Below are 24,129 nucleotides of genomic sequence, written 5' to 3' on the forward strand. Positions count from 1 at the left end.
TTTAGATTTTAGTAATTTTAATACTAAAGTAAATTTATGAGTACGATACCTAAATCATCCTTTGAGTTCTTAAAAGACCTAAAAAATAACAATCACAGGGATTGGATGCAAGAACATAAAAAACGTTATCAAGCTAATGAAAAAGAATTGAAAGCATTTTATACCGCAGTTGCAGAAAGACTTAATGAACATGATGAGATAGAAAAAACAAAGATTTTTCGTATTAACCGCGATGTTCGTTTTAGTAAAGACAAAACTCCCTACAATATACATAGAAGTGCTAGTTTTAGTAGGGCAGGAGCTCATAGGCGGGGAGGATATTATTTGCGATTAGAACCTGGTAATTCTTTAATGGCTGGTGGTTTTTTTAGTCCAGAACCCAAGGATTTGTTAAGAATACGAAAAGAATTTGAAATGGATGATCAGGAAATACGAGATATTCTTTCTGATTCAGAATTTAGTAAAGCGTTTGGTGGTTTTAACACAGAATACCAGGTAAAGACTTCACCAAAAGGCTTTAGCAAAGATCACCCTGCAATTGATTTGATTAAAAATAAATCATTTTTTGTACGTCATCAATTTACAGATAAAGAGGTGTTTGCTAAAGATTTTTTAGACAAACTAGTGCATCATTATGAATTATTACGCCCATATTTTGATTACATGAGTGATGTGTTAACAACGGATTTGAATGGAGTTTCTTTGATCGATAAGTAATGTAATTTTTATTTATTTTAAACGACAATAAAATGTGTTTACAACAAATTTATAAACCAACAAAACATTAAAATATGAAAAGAATAGCAATCAATGGATTTGGGAGAATAGGTCGTGCTGCCCTAAAAGTGATTATGGAAGAACCTGGATTACAAGTGGTAGCAGTCAATGACTTAATGTCAGTAGAGAACGCACAGTATCTTTTAAAATATGATAGTGTTTACGGAATTTATGATAAAGAAGTACGCGTTCACGAGGATCATTTACACGTTGATGAAAAAAAAATATTATATTATAATCAAAGAGATCCTGAGCAACTACCATGGAAAGAAAATAATATTGATATTGTAATAGAAAGTACTGGTTTTTTTACCAATCGTGAAGATGCAGAAAAGCATATTAAAGCTGGTGCTACTAATGTAGTTATCTCAGGTCCTACAAAGAGTAAAGACACGCCAACTGTTGTCCACGGAGTAAATACAGCGGATGGTAAAACAGCGATCTTTTCTTGTGCTAGTTGTACAACTAATAACATCAGTCCCGTTGTAGAAATTCTAGGTAGAACTTTAGGAATAAAAAAAGCAATTCTTAATACAATTCACGCATATACAGCATCCCAAACTTTGGTAGATGCCCCGTCTAAAAAGAATCCCAGAATGGGCAGAGCAGGAGCCATTAATCTTACACCTACTTCTACGGGTGCAGCAATCGCAACGACAAAAGCATTACCACAGTTTGAAGGTAAGTTTGATGGAGTAGCTGTTAGAACACCTGTTCCTGTGGGATCTGTAAGTGATGTTACCTTTATAGCAGAAAGAGATACAACTGCAGAGGAAATTAATGAGATACTTCTAAAAGAGGCTAAAACAGATCGATATAGGAAGGTGCTTGACGTTACCTATGAGCCTATAGTATCTTCAGATATCCAGATGAATCCTTTTGCGGCCACAGTGGATGCCTCTATGACTAGGGTAGTAGATGGAGATTTGGTGAAAATTATGATTTGGTATGACAACGAATGGGGCTTTACTAATCAGATGATCAGACAGATATTAGAGCTATGATTATACATAGTTTATGTCCGCAAATTTTATAATTGAGATAAAACATGTTGCTGAAGATTTTTATTTTTTTATAAGGATACAGCCCGTGTTTTGACTCTTGCAGTCATTTTTGTTATGCTAAAACTAAAATAGGAGTGAAATTTCTAATATAGAAAAAGGGTTGATAATAAATTATCAACCCTTTTTAGTTCTAAAAAAAAGACTATATCTGACTCAATCCACCATCTACTTCCAGTTCCACTCCATTAATATAAGAAGCATCATCTGAAGCGAGGAATAAAGCTGATTTCGCTATTTCCTCAGACGTTCCAAAACGTCCAAGTGGCACCTGTTGTGCAAATCCTTTACCCATTTCTTCTACTACATCTTCTGGTAATCCCATCTTATCATAAATCGGAGTATCGATAGGTCCGGGTGCTATGGCGTTTACACGTATACCTCTAGATTTCACTTCAGATGTTAACACTCTTTGATAAGCTCTCAATGCCCCTTTGGAAGCAGAGTAGACTGCCAATCCATCAAATCCTTTTTGATGAACAATAGAACTTGTAAAAAGGATTGTGCCTCCATCCTTAATATGTGGTAATGCTTCTTTAGTGGCGATGATAGGTCCTTTGACATTAATGTCAAATATATGATCGTAGTGGTCTTCTGTAATATCAGAAGTAGGCATAGGTGGCGCTATTCCGGCATTAAGAAATAAGATATCGATTTTTCCGTATTTGCTAGTAGCTTCCTGTATCAAACGCTTATTATCTTCTGCTATGGAAACGTCTGCTTTTACCGTTATGAAATCACCTTCTAAATCTTTTGCTACTTCATCGAGTGCTTCCTGACGCCTTCCGGAGACTACCACTTTAGCACCTTCTTTTAGATATAGTTTGGCAGTTGCTAATCCAATACCACTGTTAGCTCCTGTTATTACAGCAACTTTGTTTTTTAATTTATTCATGTTATGTTAATTTTATTTGAAACAATCGTTTCAAAATAAGTTAAAAAAATTAGTATAGTACTTTAAGTACCGTGTTTATTAGGTTTCTCAGTTCTTCTTCATTATTATTAAGTATTCCAGTCATGCGAAATCCTTGTATTGCCAAGTATAGATAAAGAGCATATTGGCTAGCGGATTGATGCTCATTAAAAATCTTTTCCATTTGGCCATTATGAACCAAATCTTCAAGAATGGCAAGGGTTTGTTCTTGATTTTGTTCCATAAAAGATTTAATCAAAGGTTCTTGATTCGTCATTTCGGATTTACAATTGACAATCAAACATCCTTTTCTATCTGTATCTGATATAATATCATTCAAATACATTTCAAAAATTCTATTAACAATATCTGAAGAGTTTTGCGCTTGTATCATCTCTTTCGCGATATCCTTTTTTGTAATAGATTGATAATAAGAAAGTACTTCCAGAAACAGACCAAGTTTACTTCCAAAAGAATTATAAATACTAGAACGGTTTAGAGTTGTGGCATCTACTAAATCCTGCATGGACGTTCCGTTGTACCCCTTTTTGTGGAATACTTCTGTTGCACTCTGCAACACTTGCTTTCTATCAAATGTTTCTACTTTTGGCATTTTACTGAAATGATCGTTCCAAATTTATGAAGAATAAAACTATCTGAGTGTTATGAAAATACTAAAATTTTAACTTGCTATAATAGTACACGTTTCATCATAAGATCAGTTTGCTCATCTGATCCCAGCATAAATTTGTGTTCGTCAAAGGTTTTGAACCCATTTCGTTCATAAAATCGGACGGCTCTTTTATTATAATTCCATACACCTAACCAGATGAATGCTACTTTCTTTTCTTTTGATATATTTAATATCTCATTAATTAAAAATTGTCCAATGCCTCTACCTTGATAAGTGCTTACCAAATAAATCCGTTCAATTTCCAGTCCATTTCCTGCTAAAGGTTCTGTTTGCGCTTCCTTCGTATTCAATTTTAAATAACCAATGATTTCATCGCGCAATTTGGCAAAATAAAAATAAGAGTTAGAATCCTTTAGTTCTTTTGTTATGTTATCCAGAGTGAATTTTTCATTTAGATACTGCTGGATATTTTTTTCGGTATTAAGCGGAGGTCCAAAGGAGTCGTAAAATGTTTGACGACTGATCTCTAGAAGTTTATGGGTGTTCTTAGTAAAAACTCTGCCTATTTGTAACACTGAAGTATCAATAGTTTTCATTTTTTACACAATTTTCTTGATCACCCTTAATTTATGTGTATATAGACGTCTTTCTACATTAAAAATGCCTGTGTGGTCTATACGATCCACGCGCACTTTGCCGTGCGCATGGATGATATAGTTATCTTTCATAATAATCCCAACATGGGTAATAGCTCCCTCATCATTATCAAAAAAGGCAAGATCACCTGGTTCACTTTCCTCAATAAAACTTAGTGGATCCCCTTGCGTTGCTTGTAACGAAGCATCTCTTAACAGCTTGTATCCGTTTAATCTGTAGACCATTTGGGTAAACCCGCTACAATCAATTCCAAAGTTTGTTTTTCCACCCCATAAATACGGTGCATTTAAAAAAAGAAATGCTGTTTCAACCAACTTTTCTTTGGGTTGCGTTTTAGTAATTCTATTACCATCATACTGGTGTTTAAAAAAATCTAATGCCCCTAAAGAAGACCCTAAAATAATTGGCATTAGTTGATGTTCTTCGCAACTTACAAAATCAATTAAATCTGATGAAACATCCAACGGCTTCAAATCAAAGTACTGATATGATTCTTCAGTAATTTCAAGATATTGTTTATTATCTATCCAACCTTCATATGTATCAAAAGCCAAGCGAATTCGGCTCCATTTTTTTCGTTTTTCTATTACTTTAAAATATTCACCATATAACACTTGTGATACCATTTCACTAGGATCACTTGGTTCCAAACGTAAAGGAACAATACTAAGATTGCAAATACCGTATAGCATGTATGTTTTGAGGTACTAGATATTAAAAACTTAATAGAATTTCAAATAATACTATTCAACCTAATTACAATCGTTCAATTACCATTGCAGAAGCACCGCCACCACCATTACAAATAGCTGCTGCACCGGTCTTCGCGTTGTTTTGCTCGAGAACACTCATCAAGGTAATTAGGATTCGCACACCGGAACATCCTAAAGGGTGTCCTAAAGATACAGCTCCTCCATTAATATTGGTATTAGTATCCTTTAACCCAAGTAATTTCATGTTGGCTAGTCCTACCACAGAAAAAGCTTCATTAAATTCAAAGAAGTCCACATCATCTAATGTGATTCCTGCTTTTGCTATTGCTTTGGGTAATGCTTTTGCTGGTGCTGTAGTGAACCATTTGGGTTCCTGAGCTGCATCTGCATAACTTTTGATTTTGACAATAGGTTTCAATCCAAGTTCAGCTGCTTTCTCTGCGCTCATAACTACTACCGCTCCAGCACCGTCATTAATCGTAGAGGCATTGGCGGCAGTAACCGTTCCATCTTTTGTAAAAGCAGGACGCAAAGCAGGGATTTTTTCCATTTTTACGTTTCTATATTCTTCGTCTTCAGTAATCATTACAGGTTCGCCGCGACGTTGTGGTACGGGAACAGGAACTACTTCATCAGCAAACTTACCATCAGACCAAGCTTTTGCAGAACGCTCATAAGATTGAATAGCAAAAGCATCCTGATCTTCTCTACTAAAATTATGCTCTGTAGCACAAAGATCTGCACAAACTCCCATGGCATTTTGGTCGTATACATCAACTAAACCATCCCGTTGCATACCATCTTCTAATGTTTGTGAGCCAAATTTATGACCCGCTCTCAATCTTACGTAATGTGGAATCAGACTCATGTTTTCCATTCCGCCAGCTACAATAATATCTGCATCGCCTAAGGCTATTGCCTGAGCAGCATGCATGACAGCCTTCATACCACTAGCACATACTTTATTAACAGTTGTACAAGGAACAGTATCACTAATTCCAGCGCCTAAAGCGGCTTGTCTGGCAGGTGCTTGTCCATTACCGGCCTGTACAACATTTCCCATAAATACTTCCTGAACTAGAGAAGGGTCTAAATTTATTTTTTCCAAAGCTCCTTTAATTGCTACTGATCCTAATTGAGTGGCTGGGACAGTAGATAAACTACCCAGAAAACTTCCTATTGGTGTACGTGCAGCTGATACGATTACGACATCTTTGCTCATTATATTATTCGTTTTGATATATGTGTTTGTTTTTTGCGAATTTAAGGATTTTTAGAGGATATACATAGCTAAGTTATTTATAGGATTTATGATTTCCATATAATAAGTACATACCAATTCTTTGGCTTCTTTTTACTGACTTATTTTTTAGTACTTTTGGATATTATATAGTATTATTCTTGTGAAGAAATTTTTAAATAGTTTTTATAAAAACCAGTCCCTTTTATATAAAGGTTTTCTCCTTATCAGTACATTGATACTGATTGTTTATCTATTTCCTAAAGGAGGCATTTTTAAGTATGAGTTTACCAAAGGAAAGCCTTGGCAGTATGAGAACCTTTATGCTCCGTTTGATTTTGCCATAGCAAAAACTCAGGCAGATATTTATGCAGAGAAGAAGCGTATAGAAGATAACAATATACCATATTTCCAGTATGATACGATAATTGCTAAAACGGCAAAAGAAAACTATGATGCTGCTTTCAAGAGTAATCTGGAAACTTTAGATGAGAGTAGTTCTGGAATACAGGCAAAACTTTTTGGAAGAATTTTACTTAATGATATTTATCGATATGGTGTTTTGCAGGAGATATACACTTATGAAAATAACCGACAAATTTTTCTTAATAAAGGAAATAAGGCAGAAGCTATCACCTTTGGTCAAATTTTAACGCCCAATGGGGTTACCGATCTTATAAGTTCCAGAATTGACAAAAGCGAGTATGCAAAATTTAAGAGTGGTTTTGTCGCCATGTTCTATGACTTGATAAAACCTAACGTATCCTTAAATCAAAATTTAACCGAAAGCACCCTAGAAAACGAACTAGCACAGGTGCTTACAACTAGAGGGAGTGTTTCTAAGGGTAGTAGGATTATAGCCAAGGGAGAAGTGGTAGAAGGGAACAAGCTACAAATATTAACTTCATTAAAAGCAGAGTATGAGTCTCAGGTATGGAGTGATAAAAATTTCTATTGGATTGTTTTTGGATATGGAATCTTGGTTTCTCTGGCGCTTTTGATGTTATTGCTTTTTGTCAGAAAATATCGTAGAGATATTTATGATAATAATACACAGGTTACCTTCATCGCTTTTAATATATTACTTATGGTTCTGATCACTACACTGGTAGTGAAATATAAATCAGATTATATTTATATCGTTCCACTATGTATTTTACCTTTAATTCTAAAAGCCTTTTTTGATTCTCGACTTGGTTTGTTCACACATGTAGTAACGGTGTTAATTCTTGGCTTTGTAGTTCCTAATAGTTATGAATATACATTTTTACAAATTATTGCAGGTATTGTAACCATTTTAACTATTTCTGAATCCTACAAACGAGCAAACTTATTCATTACTGTAGGACAGATTACTGTCATTTATATATTAGCCTATATTGCTTTTCATATCATCCATGAAGGAAGCATAAGTGAAATTGACTGGACGGCCATAGGATTATTTGTAATAAGTGGTTTTGCGACTTTGATTGTGCATCCATTGATTTATGCATATGAAAAAATGTTTGGATTAATTTCTGATGTTTCTCTGTTAGAGCTTAGTGATACGAATTCTTCGTTATTAAGAGAGCTATCAGATAAAGCACCAGGTACTTTTCATCATTCTTTGAATGTGGCTAATATTGCTGAAGCTGCTGCTAGTGAAATAGGTGCAAATGTAATGTTAGTAAGAGTGGGAGCATTATATCATGATATCGGTAAAATGGCGAATCCTACTTATTTTACTGAAAACCAAACGGCTTCAGGTAATGCGCATGATGTTTTATCTCCGAAGGAAAGTGCTAAAATTATTATTGACCACGTAATAAGGGGAATTGAAATAGCAAAAAAAAATAAACTTCCTGATAGAGTTATTGATTTTATAAGAACACATCACGGAACCAGTACAGTATATTATTTTTACATGAAAGCTAAAGAAATCAACGAAAATGTGAATACCGAAGATTTTCAGTACCCGGGACCAAAACCTTTTTCCAAAGAAACTGCTATTTTAATGATGAGCGATAGTGTAGAAGCAGCTTCCAAGAGTTTGAAAAACCCTACTAGTAGTTTAATTGACTCTTTTGTAGAAAAAATTGTAAATAAGCAAATGGACGATGGGCAGTTTCTGAATGCGAATATTACGTTTAAAGAAATTCAACAAGTTAAAAAAGTGTTTAAGCGTAAGCTAACGAATATTTATCATCTTAGGATTGAGTATCCAGAGTAATATAATAGTTTTTTGTAAAGATTGGTACCATGTTTGGTTAGAACATATTTAACACAAGTGATTTAATCAACAATTATGAAAACTATCAATTTTTTAACTATTCTTTTTTGTTTTTTTTTAGTTCCTGTAGCGCATAGCCAAGTAGTAATAGGTGGAGGAGTGTCTGTAGATGTAAATATCGATTTGCCAATTCCAGATGTTGTGGTAATAGGGCGCAAAGAAGGACCAAGACGAAGAACGAAACCTAGAGTAGTTACTAAGCCTAGAAAACCTGTTATTCATTCTTGTAATCAAGGTTGTAATCATCATAATGGTTCGGTTTTTGGTGAAATTCAAAATCAGAATGGACCATATGGTAGGCAAATATATAATGTGGTACAAGCAAGATTATCAGGGTACCAAAATGGTTTAGAGAAAGTTATATATCGTCTTAATTCGGGAGATATTTTGGAATTGATAATAGCTACTGCTAATGAAAATGATTATAACTATCATAACTACTCAAATTGCGAGTGTAGTCAGAATAATAGAATCATTGAAGTGTTGTTAAATGGTCAATACATCCCACTTAGAGATGGTAGTTTATCTTTGCAACCAAGAAATGGAGGTTTTCACTCTGTAATAAACTTGCATAGTCAAAATGAAGGAGACTTTAATGGTACAGTTAATTTTTAGAAAGATATTTTTTATCCATCCAGAAAGTTCCGAAAGGAATAATAGAGCATAGTAACACGATGACTAATGTTTTACTGTTCCATTGCTTCTCTGATTTTATCAAAAAAGCAAATACGATATACGCAAGAAACAAAAAACCGTGTGCCATCCCTATTACCTTATTAGGTTCTGGCGATGCAAATAAATATTTTAATGGCATCGTAACAAATAGTATGGCTAGGTATGAAATTCCTTCGAGATAGCTAATTAATCTGAAAACGGTAATCATATTTTATAGATAAAAGGTACTGAATAACTAGGTGCAAATGTAAGGCTCAATATATTTATAAACGTAAATAAATAGCTATTTTTCAATAGCATAATTCAATTCGAATACTTCGAGATTAAAATAGGGGATCGCTGATAATAAATGATCAAAAATGTCTGCCACTATTTTCTCATAGTTTTTCCAGATTTTATCATTACAAAAAGCATATATTTCTAATGGGGTTCCTTGTGCTGTAGGCGCTAACTGACGACTCATAATCGTCATATCTTCGTTAATATACGGATGGTTTTCTAAATACAGTTCAACATACGTTCTAAAAACACCAAGGTTGGAAAGGTTTCTACCGTTTACTAAAATTTCTTTATTTATCTTATTTTCCTGATTATAAAAATTTATTTTCTTTTGTGCTTCTTCGATATATTCATTAATCAACGTTATGTTTTTCAGACGGGCTATATCTTCTTCTGAAAGAAAGCTAATACTCGAAGTTTTTAGCAGTAACGCTCTTTTGATTCTTCTTCCTCCAGAATCCATCATCCCTCTCCAATTTCTAAACGATTCAGAAGTAAGGTGATATGTTGGAATCGTAGTAATGGTTTTATCGAAATTCTGAACTTTTACCGAGGACAAGTTAATTTCTATCACATCTCCGTCCGCTCCGTATTTATCCATAGTAATCCAATCACCAATTCTTACGGTATCATTTACCGCTACTTGTATACTTGCAACAAACCCTAGAATAGTGTCTTTAAATATTAGTAGTATGACTGCAGACATGGCTCCAAGAGCCGTTAAGAAGGACCAAATAGATTTTCCGGTAATTGATGAAAAAATAAAAATAGCTCCAATAGCCCAGATAATAATCATAAATACCTGAACATAACTATCTATAGGTTTGTCTTTTAAAGACTCCAAAGATTTTAAAACATCCCTAAAAGTTCTCAGGATACTTCTTAGGATCCAAATAGTCAAGGCGATTATTAAAATATCAAATAGTCTTTCCAGGTAACTTTCTGCGATCGGAAAAGCGATAAATAATTTTGGTACTATCCAAATACTAATGGATAAAGGTATGATGTGGGATACATAATCAAATGTTTTATTTCTTACCAGAAAATCATCAAAGGTATTTTTTGACCGTGAGGCATATTTTTTAAAAAGATTTAGAACTACTTTTCTAATAATTTTATCCAAAAGATATAAAACTAGCAATAAAAGAAAAACACCTATAACAACATTCAAGTATTCTGCAATGTTTTCAGAAACGCCTTTGCTTAGCAAGAGTTCATAAAAAAAACGATCTAATCGTTCCATAAAAAGAAATCAATTTATTTAGAATTTTCGTAGAAAAGGATACGTATTACTTGAAAGCATCTTATTTATACCAAGTTAAAAATGGCAACAGCATAGAGATAGAATCGTACAAATCGCAATAATCCAAAGAGTAAATAATTAATAAAAGGATACTTTATCATTCCGGCAGCTATACTGGTAATCGAAAAAGGTATCGGTAATAATGCACCAACAACAATTAAAAAACCTCCCCATTTACGAGTGTTTCTTAAATGTTTGGCCATTTTAACTTCTAGATATTCGTGAACAGAAGGTATTTTGGTAATGGATTTTCCGATAAAATAAGAAATAACTCCGCCCAGATATGATAATAAAGCTAATACAGAAAGGTATAAAATAGGAGTCGAGGTTTTATCACTCCAAGCAATAAAAATTTCTGGTGGGATAAGACCCAATAAAGATTCTGAAGCGAAAAAAACACCAAATACTACATAATCAGAATAATTTTGGGTTACATAAAGCAATAAATCATTAATATTTATAACAAAATAATTAACGATTAATAATCCCGCTATAAATAATAAAATAGGGGGTAACGCTTTTTTTAAACTGGTTCCTAAAAATTTATAGAAACCTGTATAACTATAATACTGATGTAATAATTGTAATCTCGTTTTTTTAATAGATCTAGAATTTGTCTTCATAATAATTTTCCGCAAGCAACAAAAATAATATATAATTGATTTTTTCACCTTTATAAAATCATAAAATTTGTCGAAAAAATGTTATTATCATTACAATTGACAAAAAAAACAGCAATAAACTACGATATGGCCTTAGATTATTAAAAAAAGCCTTGAAATATCAAGGCTTTTGAAGGTCAGTATTTTAATAAATTTATGAACTAAGCATTCAATGCATCTCTGTAATCCGCCAAATCCATCACATTCATTTTGTTTTTCAAATCCTTTAATAGCGAAATAAGGTACATAAGACTTTCTACCGGATTTACATCTTCGCTTTTTTCTGCTGGTGTTTCATTTTCTTCGATAGGCTCATCATCTGGAATTGGAATAAGAAAACTATTATTTTCCAGAAGATGTTCATAAGTAAGTCGTAATACCTTCACCACTAATGGTACTTGTTGTTCTAAAGCATATGATCTTAATGTTTTTAGATCTTCAATTAGTGTGTCTGTGTTGATACCGGATTTTTCCAGATCATTCAGAATTTTGTCAATTAACTTGAGCGCCTTTTTATTTTCCAAGGATTATAAAATTAGTATGGTTTAAAAAATGATTATGGCAAATTTAACCCTTTATATAAATCTTTAAAATCTTTTAAAACAATAAATTTAATTTTTGTTGTTAAATAAATAAATTTCAAATTTAACAATTTGATTATTTAGAGGAATTTCCCCCTAAATAATTGATTCATAGTGCCTTATTTGTTGCGTACTAATATTCCAGCTAAAGTTTGAGGTTTAACCGTAACCAAAATTCCATAATCCTCTTTATCTTTGAAAAGTATTCCAATTACAATTTTTCCCTTACTTTTTTTGTTTTCCCCAACACTTACCTCCTTGAATACAGGAGGTAAGTTCTTCTTGGGGTATTTCGTAATTAAAATAGTGAAATCGTGGTATCTCTATAGTCTTCTTTAACGGTTACTAATAATTTTCTTTTTCCCAATGAATTTACCTTTTAAACTTTAGTACCTGTGGTCCAATTCTCTTTTCTGGTAGCCTGCGGCATCATCGGAAAGCCGTAGCTAAATTTTGATCCATCAGGGTTGGGTCCTTCTACAAAGAAATGGTTTCTGGTCATCGAGTTATTCCTGATAACAAACTTTATATATTTTATAGATGTGTTTTTTTCTTTCCTATTTTTGCTCACTATTTTTTTGCATCCCCTCTAATTCTATTAGGTGTGTTCATTATCTTTAATATGGAATCATCACTTAATTTTGCGTCCAATTCATTCGTGACAAATACTCTAGCAGATCCTTGGCTCCAGATATCTATTCTGGTATTTTCTGCAATTAAATCCGATGCATCGACAGAAGCAAGTTCTGCAGCGATACGTAATTCTTTTGTTTTTCCGTCCATAAAGATTTTTCCTATCGGAGCTACCACCTGGATATACTCATTATTAAAATTTATTATTCTAGTTATGTCGTGCGTACCGCTTTATACTTTTCTAAGGCTGGGAGCTCCAATAATAATTTTAGCATTTTCTGAGGGTTGTATCCATTCTCTTTGATCTAAGTATAAAGTACCACCTACTACTTCTTTATCAATGTAATTAAATAGATTACTTTCGGTTGTAATGGTAAGACTTTCTTTTTTAGATTGGTCAATAATTACTTGTGCATAGAAGTTTATCTTTATGTTATTGATATTACTAACATCAAAAGTTCTGGTTGTTATTTCTTTATTTCCTTTTATTTGAGCTGTAATTGTCAAGCTAACCAACAACATCAATAGATTTATAAGTTTTTTCATGATTTTTTTAAATTAAACTAGAATTAAGTTGATTTTTAGGTGCTTTAAACCATTTTTTGCTTATTATATAATCGATACCGAATCTTCCAGATCCAAGAATAAGATTATAAATAGAAATCCATAAGAACCCCATTGCCGGAAGCATCCGCCATATTCCGTTATTCCATTTCTGAAGAAATATTGCTACAATCATTGTGCACATAATCAGGAAAGAAGCGATTCTGGTTTTGGCACCTAACAGCAGAAATACACCGCCAATAGCTTCACTAGCAGCACCCATCCAAGCAAAAAACACCGGGAACATAGCAAAAAGTCCACCGTATTCGGCAATATCATTTGGAAACCAGTCTACAACTTCCAGAAAGGCTAAATCTGGAGATCCTTTGGGACTCCACGGCGCTCCAAATTTGCTTCCTCCGAAATTGAATGCTAAAAAATAACCACAGATAATTCGGGGAAATGCAAAAACTAGATCTGTAGGCCAATGCGCCGTTGTAATCGGTATAATAATTTTTTTGATACTATTTTTCATAATTGAAATAATTTTAGATTATTTGATGTTTCAAATGTCTGAATCAATTATGAATACTAGGCCTCAAAACAAAATAGGACGGCTCAAATTATAATTTGAGCCGTCCTATTTTAGTGAGTCGGTTTGCTAAATATTATTTTTTAGCTTCTAATAGTACTATTTCGTACTCAGATTTGAGTGTTACGTTGCCATCTTTTATAGTAGCTTCTATTCCCGAATAGGTGTCTTTTACAATAGTTCCATCCGTAAAAACGGAACCAACCTTTAAAGTTTTCGTTCCTTTTCTCAGATTTAATCCTACTACAACACCATCAACCAAATTATCTTTGCTATACGTTCTAGAAAAGACATATGGACTTTCATTAATCATCTTATGCTTTCCGGCGCCAATAGCTGGGTGATTTCTTCTGAATTTGCCTAATTTTTGCCAATGCTGCAATAATAATTTTGTTTCATCTTGCTCTAAAGCATCCCAATTCATATTAGATCGCAATGTTGCATCCCCCTGTGCTCCTTCAATGACTAAGGATCTTCCTGTTTCATCTCCATAATATATTTGCGAAATACCAGGAGTCAATAAAAGTTTGGTCGCAGACTCGTATGTTTTGTTTCTTTCTTTGTCAAATGGATCTCCATCATCGTGAGAGGTGATGTAGTTCATGACACTCTTACCGATCAAACCGGTTTGTAATGTAGTACTATATTTATTGTATAATTTTTCATAGTTCAATTGCTTTGCATCATATTTAAACTGAAAATTAATAAGGTTATCGAACCCGTGAGCATAATAATCTACTTTGCGATCTCCAAAATCATAGAAACGTTTTCCATCGATTCCATATCCATACAACTCTCCAAGGACATAAAACTCATTATTATCCAACACTTTATCAGGATTATTGTTTTTCCATTCTACAAACGCATTTTTAGCTTGTGTTGCTAGTGTAGCCCAAACATCTTCTTCTACATGTTTTACAGTATCTACCCGATATCCATCAATTCCTAACTCTCTTATGTAATCTGTTAGCCATTTAATAATGTAGTTTTTTGGAGACCTTTTAAGTCCTGTTTCTGCAAAAAAGAGCTCTAATTCATCCATTTCAGCCTCTAGTCTTCCTTCTTTTTTCCATTTTTCTACTAATACCTCCGGAAGCTTTACTTCTGTGTCACTTTCTGTTTTGATATCAGGAAGATTCTCAACCAGCGTACATTTTACAGCAGTTTCGTAATCCTTGTAGGTACATTGAGGAGAGGTACGTACCCAATCGTCGGGCCATACGGGATCTTTTTCTGTTACGGGGCCCGTGTGATTGATAACTACATCCATCAGGATTCGTATTCCGTTTTGATGTGCAACTGTTACTAACTTTTTAAGGTCGTCATAAGTTCCAAAATTAGGATCAATAGCAGTCCAGTCTTTTGCCCAGTATCCGTGGAAAGCGTATGTGTTGCCAGTTCCTTCATCTACACTGTCGTGAATCTGTTCCACTAATGGATTTACCCAAAGTACAGTAATACCTAGATCGTTAAAATAACCATCTTCGATTTTTTGAATTATACCTTGGATGTCTCCACCTTCAAAACCACGTAATACACCAGTTTCTTTGGTTCGTTCTAAAACCTTGTCATTCGTTGGATCTCCGTTTTTGAATCTATCTGCAAGCAAGAAATACACATTAGCTCCTTCCCAAAGAAAAGGCATGTTTTCTGTGGTTACCGATTTTACCGTTTTTGGTTCGTTAATTTTGGTTTTAGAAGATATTGATTTGGTATCATCCTTACAGGAAATAAGAAAGGAAAACAGAACGAAAAGTGTTGTTGTAACTAAATGTTTCATGTGTTTATTTTTATTGTCTCAAAACATATTTGTTTCATTTATGTAGATCAAGAATTGTATTGAAACAGAAATCAATACTAGTTTAAGTTGCTAATCTATAAAATTGAGTGTAAAAATCCATCTTAGTAGAATTGCGAAATTCATAAAAATTAGGCTATCACTTATTATTTTTGAGATTGAGCATATTGAGAAGGAGATGTATTTGTCAGTTTTTTAAAAACACTGTTAAAGGTTGCTTTGCTATTAAACTCACATTCATAAGCAATACCTAATAGCGATAATTGTTCTTGTTTTCCTTTTTGAAGCATTTTTTGTACCGCTTCAACTCGATATGAGTTTACAAAATCATTAAAATTTTTGTCAAATCCTGAATTGATTGTATCCGAAACTGTTGATGCAGAAATTTTAAGCATTTTAGAGAGCTCCGTAAGATTAAGGTCGGGGTTCATATATGGTTGTTCCTCTTCCATAAATCGCTGTATTTTTTCTTTATATCTAATTATTTCTTCACGTAATACAGTTCCTTCTGTTGCATTATTCTTTTCAATAGTTAGAGAAAAGTTAAGGTTTTTTAATTTGTGAGTGTTTGTAAAATATCCTTTAATGCCAATATAAATAATAGCTATTGCTGTAAAAAAATGACACCACCATCGTTGAGTCCAGTGCAAGTCTGTTATTATAGATCCGATTACTCCCTGAAACAAACTATAAAGAAATAAAAAAGAGTACATAAAAAGAAAGTTTCTAATCCAATTGAGCTCTAAACTGTAGGTGTTAGAAAAAAAATGTTGAATTTTTTTTCTGTAGATATAATAGAGTTGAATTGTAAAAGCCAGATACAATAGCATCTGCAAATTTTCTACAATCCCAACAAGTGGCCCAACATACTTCTCATCTAATACAATCTTGAGGTATCCATTTTGCGTTTCTTTAAATCCTGGTTGCGCAGCATCATAAAGAAAAATTGAAATTTTATAAACGATGTATACACTAACTGGGATACAATGTAAAATATCCTTTTTTCTGAATTTGAAATTAGAAGTGGTGATTGATTTTACATAAAAGTATAAAAGAGGATCAATGGCTAGCGATAAGGCAATAAGCCAATAATTAATTTTTGTATTGCGATAGATTTCATACCAATCCATAAAGCCAATAGTGTATGTGGTTCTATGATACCCGGTAATAAAAATAAGCAAGGATAAAAATAAAGTAGAGAAGTGTTTTTTTAGAAAAATCTTACCAATAGAAGAAAAGCAAAAATATATGCCTGAACTACCAATACTAATAGTGGTGTACTGTATATGTTAAAAGAAGGAAATTCTAATGGTAAAGGAATTGGCATATTGCTAATTTAAATAATTCCCAGATTTTTTTTATTTTTTTTTAAAATTAAAATACTGTTCCTTTGATGATAATTTAGATGAGAATGAACAAATTGAAAGCTTGGATTTCAGCAGCAAGACTTCGAACATTACCGTTATCCGTATCCGGAATTATTGTGGGGTCGTCCATGTTTAATAACGGTTCAATAAATATAGATCCATCTTTTGAATATAAAATTGGTTTTGGAGGAAAACTTTTACTTTTTTCAGAAACTTCTATTTTTTGGTTAGCTATTGCTACAACTCTTGGACTGCAAATACTTTCTAATTTTGCAAACGATTATGGAGATGGAGTTAAAGGTACAGATAATGAAGATAGAGTAGGACCCCAACGTGCATTACAAAGTGGTGCTATTTCAAGGAAAGAAATGTTTAGAGGAATTGTAATTACCGCTATGGTTACCTTGGTATTGGCAATATTTCTTATCTATGTTTCTTTTGGAAAGGCGTATTTTCTATATTCAGTATTCTTTTTTATTTTAGGTATAGGAGCAATTACAGCTGCGATAAAATATACCATAGGTGATTCTGCCTACGGTTATAAGGGCTTTGGCGATGTATTCGTGTTCATTTTCTTCGGATTGGTAAGTGTCGTAGGTTGCTATTTCTTATTCACAAAAGAATTGAACTTGTTAGTTTTTCTTCCTGCTATAGCTATAGGTTTACTGAGTACTGCGGTACTTAACCTTAATAATATGCGAGATCACGATAGTGATAAAAAAGCTGGAAAAAATACACTGGTAGTAACGCTAGGAATTGCAAAGGCTAAAAAATATCATTACTTTTTGATTACGGGTGCTATGGTATCTATGCTAATATTTTTATTTTTTACTTATATACGATATATGAATCTATTAGTATTGATAGCTTTTATCCCTCTATTAATTCATTTAGTTAAAGTAGTAAAAACAAAAAACACTAAGCATTTAGACCCAGAATTAAAAAAAGTAGCGCTATCTACTTTTTTACTCGCCATATTGTTTAGTTTAGGACAGATTTTATAATTTAGTGATGCTTAGTTTTAAAGAACTCAAAACTAGTGGAGCTTGATACTATCTGAAAAAAGATATAATATAGATAAGGTACCGTGTGCTTTTAATGTTGCTCAGAACAAGCTAAAGTTAAAATGAATAGAGAACTAATAACTATTTGTTCTCGAATAGCTCTCAATAGCAGATTAAATAACTTTTTGAACAGTCTTCTGTTGTTATCATTTTTGTAAGATTATTAATTTTAAAACCTCACACAATGAAGATCACATTCTACGGACACAATACACTTTTATTGGAAATAAAAGAAACTAAAGTTCTGATAGATCCGTTTATTTCTGGAAATCCATTAATTAAAGATACGGTGAATATCAACGATTTTAAAGTTGACTTTATATTATTAACGCATGCACATCAGGATCATACATTGGATGCAGAAGTCATTGCAAAAAATAGTGAAGCTACCATAGTTTCCAATTATGAAATTGCAATGTACTACCAAGAAAAAGGAATCGAAGTGCATCCTATGAATCACGGTGGAAACTGGGAGTTTGATTTTGGGAAAGTAAAATATGTAAATGCAATCCATACCAGTAGTTTTCCAGACGGAAGTTATGGAGGGCAACCAGGAGGATTCGTAATTGAAGGTGAACACAAAAATATTTATGTAGCTGGCGATACCGCTCTGACCATGGACATGAAATTAATTCCTTTAGCAACAAAGTTAGATTTAGCAATATTACCAATAGGAGATAACTTTACAATGGGTGTCGATGATGCAATAATTGCCAGTGATTTTATAGCATGTGATAAGGTTTTAGGTGTTCATTATGACACTTTTGGATATATTGAAATTGATCATGATGAAGCGAAAAAAAAGTTTTTTGCGAAAGATAAGGATTTGATGTTGTTGGCTATCGGTGAAAGTATAGAACTGTAAAGAAATAAATTATAAACACTTGAAAGCTACCTATTATAAACACATTTTAGAATTTAAAAGACCCAGTGGAACTTCTCGGGGTATCTTAAAAACCAAAGAAACATGGTTTATTGTTATTACTTCTGAAGGGAAACAAGGTATTGGAGAATGTGGAATTCTAAGAACCTTAAGTATAGACGACAGACCTGATTATGAAGAAAAATTGCGATGGACTTGCAAAAATATTCATTTGGGAGTAGAACGACTTTGGGAAGAATTAAAAGAATTTCCAAGTATCCAGTTTGGTGTAGAGATGGCTTACAAATCCTTTGAAAGCAGATCACCTTATGCGTTGTTTCCTTCTAATTTTACCGAAGGTATAGAGGCCATTCCTATCAATGGATTGATATGGATGGGAGAGAAGGAGTTCATGAAAAATCAGATCGTTAAGAAGTTAGATCAAGGGTTTGATTGTATAAAGATGAAGATTGGAGCTATTAATTTTGAGGAAGAAATAGCATTATTGTCTTACATACGTTCTCAGTTTTCTAAAGATATTATTGAACTTCGGGTAGATGCCAATGGCGCTTTTACTCCAGAAGATGCGTTGGGGAATTTAACACAATTAAGTACCTACCATCTTCATAGCATAGAACAGCCAATTAAACAAGGGCAATTACAGGACATGAAATCATTATGCAAAAGAACTCCACTGCCGATTGCATTAGATGAAGAATTAATTGGTGTTTTTGATGTAACAGAAAAGAAAAAGTTGCTACTAACTATACAACCCCAATTTATAATTTTAAAACCAAGCTTGATAGGAGGTTTTAAAGGTACACAAGAATGGATTGATATTGCAAATGAATTAGATATAGGATGGTGGATTACTAGTGCTTTAGAAAGTAATATAGGATTAAATGCTATAGCCCAATATACGTACACTTTGGGTAGTAACATGCCACAAGGTTTAGGAACTGGAGGATTGTATACTAACAATATAAAAGCACCTTTATTAGTAAAAGAAGGAACATTACAATATCAACCTACTAAAAATTGGGCAGGGTCCTATTTAAATTAAAAATAAATTGTAGATGTATATAGAACAAGGAAGAAAAGGAAAATTAGGAATGTGGAAGTATTTCTTTCCTCCGGTTGGATTTTTAGGGTTAATTGCTGTTAATCTTTTGTTTTCTAAGGGAGTAGATGTTGAAGCTATAATGGCAGAACAAATAGAAACACTGGGGAAGCCACTATTTTTTCTTATCTCAGTAGGGCCATTTGTAATTTTTTTGGCAGGTTTGTTTTTTTGGGTTAAAGTTGTACATCAACAAAGTATAAAATCACTAACTACATCCAGAGCGAAAATTGATTGGAAAAGGGTTTTATTTATGTTTAGTGTAGTTACCCTATATATTATAGGTACTACGGGAATATTATACTATTTCTATCCCGAAGAATTTCAACTTAATTTCGAACCAAAAGCATTTATGGTTTTAGCAATTATGGCTATTCTAATTGTTCCTATACAAACAAGTTTTGAGGAATATTTGTTTAGAGGTTATATGATGCAGGGTTTAGGTTTAGCCACTAAATTACGATGGGTAGCACTAATTGTAACGTCGGTTATATTTGGACTGATGCATTTTGGAAACCCAGAAGTTGCAAAAATAGGTCCACAGATTATGGTGTATTATATAGGCACAGGATTATTTCTGGGTATCATTACATTAATGGATGAGGGTTTAGAGCTTGCATTAGGTTTTCATGCAGCAAACAATCTGGTGACTGCCTTACTAGTTACATCATCTTGGACTGCTTTTCAGACCGATTCTTTATTATTATACACTGGAGAACCCGAAAGTGGATTCGAAATATTGATTCCTGTCTTTGTGGTATTCCCAATTTACATTTTAATTCTTTCCAAACGGTATAAATGGACTGGATGGAAGGATAAGTTATTTGGAAAGATTAAAGTAGCTCCTCAACAAGAATAATGATAACAAATTGATAACATACAATTTACACAAACATAACCCATGAGTATGTGAGAAAATTGAAATTTGAATATGCAAAAAGAACGTACATTTTCTATTCCGGAGATACACGAAGGTTTTAGTATTAATAAACAGTCTTCGGATACAATTGGATTGCAACAAATTGCCCGTGTTTTTATTGAAGAAGGAGAATTCTATGAGCAGGAAGTAGGTTATTTTTTATTGGATTGGTTAAATGATAACGACTATATAATTGTTCAGACCTCGGGATCAACAGGTAAGCCGAAGAAAATCAAAGTTTATAAACAACACATGATCAACAGCGCTAAGGCGACTGGTGCTTTTTTCAAGGTAGAAGCAGATACAACCGCCTTATTATGCCTACCTGCCGCATATATTGCTGGTAAAATGATGTTGGTTCGAGCAATGATTTTGGGATGGAAGATAGACTTGGTTCCGCCAAAGACAAATCCATTAGATACCGTATATAAGCAGTATGATTTTTGTGCGATGGTACCTTTGCAGCTGGATAATTCAATTAATAGGTTGCACTTAATAAAGAAATTGATTGTAGGCGGAGGAAAGGTGTCAGAGAACCTTAAAGAGTTAATTCAAGGGATCAAAACCAAGGTTTTTGAGACGTATGGAATGACCGAAACCGTTACGCATATCGCAGCAAGACGAATTAATCCAAAGAAAAAAGATAAAAAAGAGGCTAAATATTTTAAGGCGCTACCTAATATCACTTTAAATACTGACGAAAGAAATTGCTTGATTATTAAAGCTCCTCAATTAAATGAAGAAACGATCATAACTAATGATGTTGTGGAGTTAAAAACATATAAAAAGTTTATCTGGAAAGGTCGCTTTGATAATGTAATCAATAGTGGAGGCATTAAATTATATCCAGAAGAAATAGAAACTAAACTTCAGCTACTTATTGGGCATCGATTTTTTATTGCTGGTATTCCTGATAATTCCCTGGGTGATAGAGTAGTGTTGTTAGTAGAACGTGATTTTGATATTGTAGTAAAAGAAACATTACAAGAAGCAATGCAACATATACGTATTTTGACGAAATATGAAATACCTAAAGAGATCTATTTCCTACCCCAATTCATAGAAACTGATAATGGAAAAATCCAGCGTGCTAAGACGTTGGAGATAGTTCATAATGATTTACACTAACAATTTAGGCGACTTACCTAATTAAAACATCTACTTCCCTCAGTATAGATTGTAAGCAAGATTTTCTGGTGGTAGTTTTATTTCATAATAAAATAATCAATTATGAAATTACTAAACTACTTTACCCTGTTGTTTTTATTCACAGGAGTATTGCGCGCACAAGAACTAACAATTACAGGAACCGTTACAGATGCAGTCAATAACGAACCAATTCCTGGAGTAAATATAATTATTAAAGGAACGAACAAGGGTTCTCAAACTGACTTTGAAGGGAATTATTCGATTCATACGAATACTGGAGATGTTTTAAATTTTTCTTTTATCGGTTATGAAACTGAAGAAGTAGAAGTTAAAAAAGATGGTTCCATTATGAATGTTGTTATGAGTATATCTACCGCAAAATTAGAAGAAGTTGTAGTAGTTGCCCAAGGTATAAGTAGAGAAAAAAGAACGTTTGGATATGCAGTTTCTGCAATTTCTAGTGAATCCGTAGCAATGTCCGGAGCAGAAAGAAGAAAAGCCAAAAGAACAAGAAAAACATCAAACACTTCTTCAAATAAAGTACGAAGTGGTAAAGTAGCTGGAGTCACTGCAACTAACAATGCTGGTTATGTAAATTCAAATAGTTCAGTTATAATTAGAGGTGCTAATAGTGTTTCTACTTCGCAACAGCCATTATATATAATTGATGGTGTTCCCGTTACGAAAAAAGGTGTAAATAATATTCAAAATTTAGATCCTGCTATAATAGCAAATGTTAAAGTTGTTAAGGGTACGAGTGCTACTGCTTTGTATGGATTTGGAGCAATTCATGGATGTGTTATCATTACAACACATAGCGGAAACTTTACAATAGAAAATAATGAGTCTTACGAAGAATTCTCAGAAAATAATTTTGAGAAAGTACTGACCTCCCCATTATCTACATTTTCTATCGATGTGGATAAAGCATCTTATAGTAATGTAAGACGAATGATCAATAATGGTCAGCAAATACCTGCGGATGCAGTAAAAATAGAAGAAATGATCAACTACTTTGAGTATGATTATAAAGTACCTAAAGATGATCATCCATTTGCAATACATACAGAATACGGCAAAACACCTTGGAATACAGATACTCAATTGGTGAAAATTGGTTTAAAAGGAAAAGAAATTCCGCAAAACGCGATTCCACCATCAAATCTGGTATTTCTACTGGATGTCTCTGGTTCTATGAGTAATGTTAATAAATTACCACTATTAAAAAAGGCATTTAAATTATTGGTAAATCAGTTGAGAGAAAAAGACAAAGTTTCCATAGTAGTATACGCCGGAGCCGCAGGTATGGTATTGAAACCAACATCAGGAGCAAACAAAAATGAAATTAATCATGCATTAGATAATCTTAACGCGGGTGGCTCTACAGCGGGTGGTGCAGGGATCCAGCTTGCTTATAAAATTGCTCAGAAAAATTTTATTAAGGAGGGTAATAATCGTGTAATTCTTGCCACTGATGGAGATTTTAATGTCGGGATGAGTAGTGATATGGATATGAAAGCTTTAATCGAAGAAAAACGTAAATCAGGAGTGTTTCTAACGTGTTTAGGGTTTGGCATGCACAATTATAAAGACAGTAAATTAGAAATTTTAGCAGATAAAGGGAATGGAAACCACGCATATATAGATACCATGCAAGAAGCACAACGAGTTTTGGGCGAAGAATTTGGTGGGACATTGTATACCATCGCAAAAGATGTAAAAATTCAAGTAGAATTTAACCCAGAAAAAGTACAAGCATATCGTTTGGTAGGATATGAAAATAGATTGTTAGCCAATGAAGATTTTGTAGATGACACAAAAGATGCCGGTGAATTAGGAAGTGGACACACTGTAACAGCTTTATATGAAATAATTCCTGTAGGCATCACAAGCAAATACCTAAAGCATATTCCAGATCTAAAATATACAGATGCAAAGATCAATCAAGAATATGGCGATGAATTATTAACGTTGAAATTTAGATATAAAAGACCGCAGGAAAATAAAAGTATTGAAATGGTTCACGTATTAAAAACAAATGATAATAAGGTATCAAAAGATTTCAATTTTGCAGCCTCGGTTGCTTGGTTCGGTATGAAAGTTAGGAAGTCGAAGTATATAGCTAATAAAGACCTCAAAAATATAATCGCATTAGCAGAAGAAAGCAGATCAATTGATAATCAAGGATATAGGGCAGAGTTTATTCGTTTGATGCATAGTTATAGGGTAAAATAGATACATTTTAAGAAATTTAGTAAGGAAAGAGACATCTACAATACATTGCAGGTGTCTCTTTTTTGTGATACATTTATTTGATC

Annotated in this window: 23 protein-coding genes and 1 pseudogene; 10 read left to right on the plus strand and 14 right to left on the minus strand. The window is 33.3% G+C overall.

Annotated features, from left to right (window positions below; all coding sequences use genetic code 11):
* Window positions 1-36: 36 nt before the first annotated feature.
* Window positions 37-717: a DUF2461 domain-containing protein gene (locus tag ACWGOQ_RS08810; RefSeq protein WP_452057578.1), complete on the plus strand. Its 681-nt coding sequence runs from the start codon at window positions 37-39 to the stop codon at window positions 715-717.
* A 74-nt stretch (window positions 718-791) separates the two neighbouring features.
* Window positions 792-1,781, plus strand: a complete 990-nt coding sequence (gene gap, locus ACWGOQ_RS08815) for a type I glyceraldehyde-3-phosphate dehydrogenase (RefSeq protein ID WP_452057579.1) — start codon at window positions 792-794, stop codon at window positions 1,779-1,781.
* A gap of 202 nt (window positions 1,782-1,983) precedes the next feature.
* On the opposite strand, the gene ACWGOQ_RS08820 is transcribed toward gap, so the two are convergent.
* The 5 genes from ACWGOQ_RS08820 to ACWGOQ_RS08840 form a co-directional block, all read right to left on the minus strand.
* The gene (locus tag ACWGOQ_RS08820) at window positions 1,984-2,733 is read right to left on the minus strand and encodes an SDR family NAD(P)-dependent oxidoreductase (RefSeq protein ID WP_452057580.1); all 750 of its coding nucleotides are present in this window, start codon (window positions 2,731-2,733) and stop codon (window positions 1,984-1,986) included.
* Window positions 2,734-2,782: 49 nt separating this feature from the next.
* Window positions 2,783-3,364, minus strand: coding sequence for a TetR/AcrR family transcriptional regulator (locus tag ACWGOQ_RS08825; RefSeq protein ID WP_452057581.1), 582 nt, complete (start codon window positions 3,362-3,364; stop codon window positions 2,783-2,785).
* Between the two features lie 77 nt (window positions 3,365-3,441).
* On the minus strand, window positions 3,442-3,981 hold the full coding sequence (locus ACWGOQ_RS08830) for a GNAT family N-acetyltransferase (protein WP_452057582.1): 540 nt from the start codon (window positions 3,979-3,981) through the stop codon (window positions 3,442-3,444).
* Window positions 3,982-3,984: 3 nt separating this feature from the next.
* Window positions 3,985-4,734 carry a C40 family peptidase gene (locus ACWGOQ_RS08835; protein WP_452057583.1) on the minus strand — a complete coding sequence of 250 codons (750 nt, stop codon included), beginning with the start codon at window positions 4,732-4,734 and terminating at the stop codon, window positions 3,985-3,987.
* A 64-nt stretch (window positions 4,735-4,798) separates the two neighbouring features.
* Window positions 4,799-5,977, minus strand: coding sequence for an acetyl-CoA C-acyltransferase (locus tag ACWGOQ_RS08840; protein ID WP_452057584.1), 1,179 nt, complete (start codon window positions 5,975-5,977; stop codon window positions 4,799-4,801).
* A gap of 181 nt (window positions 5,978-6,158) precedes the next feature.
* Between ACWGOQ_RS08840 and ACWGOQ_RS08845 the strand changes: the two genes are divergently transcribed.
* Both ACWGOQ_RS08845 and ACWGOQ_RS08850 read left to right on the plus strand, forming a co-directional pair.
* Window positions 6,159-8,204, plus strand: coding sequence for an HD family phosphohydrolase (locus tag ACWGOQ_RS08845; protein WP_452057585.1), 2,046 nt, complete (start codon window positions 6,159-6,161; stop codon window positions 8,202-8,204).
* 75 nt (window positions 8,205-8,279) lie between these two features.
* Window positions 8,280-8,879: a hypothetical protein gene (locus ACWGOQ_RS08850; RefSeq protein WP_452057586.1), complete on the plus strand. Its 600-nt coding sequence runs from the start codon at window positions 8,280-8,282 to the stop codon at window positions 8,877-8,879.
* On the opposite strand, the gene ACWGOQ_RS08855 is transcribed toward ACWGOQ_RS08850, so the two are convergent.
* The 9 genes and pseudogenes from ACWGOQ_RS08855 to ACWGOQ_RS08895 form a co-directional block, all read right to left on the minus strand.
* On the minus strand, window positions 8,869-9,147 hold the full coding sequence (locus tag ACWGOQ_RS08855) for a DUF3817 domain-containing protein (RefSeq protein WP_452057587.1): 279 nt from the start codon (window positions 9,145-9,147) through the stop codon (window positions 8,869-8,871). The two genes, ACWGOQ_RS08850 and ACWGOQ_RS08855, sit on opposite strands and share 11 nt — an antisense overlap.
* A gap of 75 nt (window positions 9,148-9,222) precedes the next feature.
* Window positions 9,223-10,461, minus strand: a complete 1,239-nt coding sequence (locus ACWGOQ_RS08860; RefSeq protein WP_452057588.1) for a mechanosensitive ion channel family protein — start codon at window positions 10,459-10,461, stop codon at window positions 9,223-9,225.
* Between the two features lie 65 nt (window positions 10,462-10,526).
* Entirely contained in the window at window positions 10,527-11,144 is a 618-nt protein-coding gene (locus ACWGOQ_RS08865) for a YqaA family protein (protein WP_452057589.1), read from the minus strand.
* A gap of 200 nt (window positions 11,145-11,344) precedes the next feature.
* Complete coding sequence (locus ACWGOQ_RS08870) at window positions 11,345-11,707, minus strand: hypothetical protein (RefSeq protein WP_452057590.1); 363 nt, start codon at window positions 11,705-11,707, stop codon at window positions 11,345-11,347.
* A gap of 436 nt (window positions 11,708-12,143) precedes the next feature.
* Window positions 12,144-12,335, minus strand: a complete 192-nt coding sequence (locus tag ACWGOQ_RS08875) for a hypothetical protein (protein WP_452057591.1) — start codon at window positions 12,333-12,335, stop codon at window positions 12,144-12,146.
* Window positions 12,335-12,943 (minus strand): annotated as a pseudogene (locus ACWGOQ_RS08880) (GIN domain-containing protein). Before ACWGOQ_RS08880 ends, ACWGOQ_RS08875 begins: the two are co-directional and overlap by 1 nt.
* 7 nt (window positions 12,944-12,950) lie before the next feature.
* A complete protein-coding gene (locus ACWGOQ_RS08885; RefSeq protein WP_452057592.1) occupies window positions 12,951-13,475 on the minus strand; it encodes a DoxX family protein in 525 nt (174 codons plus the stop codon).
* Between the two features lie 133 nt (window positions 13,476-13,608).
* On the minus strand, window positions 13,609-15,312 hold the full coding sequence (locus tag ACWGOQ_RS08890) for an alpha-amylase family glycosyl hydrolase (RefSeq protein ID WP_452057593.1): 1,704 nt from the start codon (window positions 15,310-15,312) through the stop codon (window positions 13,609-13,611).
* Between the two features lie 164 nt (window positions 15,313-15,476).
* Window positions 15,477-16,460, minus strand: coding sequence for a helix-turn-helix domain-containing protein (locus tag ACWGOQ_RS08895; protein WP_452057594.1), 984 nt, complete (start codon window positions 16,458-16,460; stop codon window positions 15,477-15,479).
* A 281-nt stretch (window positions 16,461-16,741) separates the two neighbouring features.
* On the opposite strand from ACWGOQ_RS08895, the gene menA reads away from it, so the two are divergent.
* From menA to ACWGOQ_RS08925, 6 genes are all read left to right on the plus strand, one after another.
* The gene (menA, locus tag ACWGOQ_RS08900; protein WP_452057595.1) at window positions 16,742-17,701 is read left to right on the plus strand and encodes a 1,4-dihydroxy-2-naphthoate octaprenyltransferase; all 960 of its coding nucleotides are present in this window, start codon (window positions 16,742-16,744) and stop codon (window positions 17,699-17,701) included.
* 244 nt (window positions 17,702-17,945) lie between these two features.
* Window positions 17,946-18,626, plus strand: a complete 681-nt coding sequence (locus tag ACWGOQ_RS08905; protein WP_452057596.1) for a metal-dependent hydrolase — start codon at window positions 17,946-17,948, stop codon at window positions 18,624-18,626.
* 19 nt (window positions 18,627-18,645) lie between these two features.
* Complete coding sequence (locus ACWGOQ_RS08910) at window positions 18,646-19,686, plus strand: o-succinylbenzoate synthase (protein WP_452057597.1); 1,041 nt, start codon at window positions 18,646-18,648, stop codon at window positions 19,684-19,686.
* A 13-nt stretch (window positions 19,687-19,699) separates the two neighbouring features.
* The gene (locus ACWGOQ_RS08915) at window positions 19,700-20,602 is read left to right on the plus strand and encodes a CPBP family intramembrane glutamic endopeptidase (protein WP_452057598.1); all 903 of its coding nucleotides are present in this window, start codon (window positions 19,700-19,702) and stop codon (window positions 20,600-20,602) included.
* Window positions 20,603-20,674: 72 nt separating this feature from the next.
* Window positions 20,675-21,790: an AMP-binding protein gene (locus ACWGOQ_RS08920; RefSeq protein WP_452057599.1), complete on the plus strand. Its 1,116-nt coding sequence runs from the start codon at window positions 20,675-20,677 to the stop codon at window positions 21,788-21,790.
* Between the two features lie 102 nt (window positions 21,791-21,892).
* Complete coding sequence (locus ACWGOQ_RS08925) at window positions 21,893-24,046, plus strand: vWA domain-containing protein (protein ID WP_452057600.1); 2,154 nt, start codon at window positions 21,893-21,895, stop codon at window positions 24,044-24,046.
* Window positions 24,047-24,129 lie beyond the last annotated feature (83 nt).

The sequence above is a fragment of the Aquimarina ulvae genome (assembly GCF_053613295.3).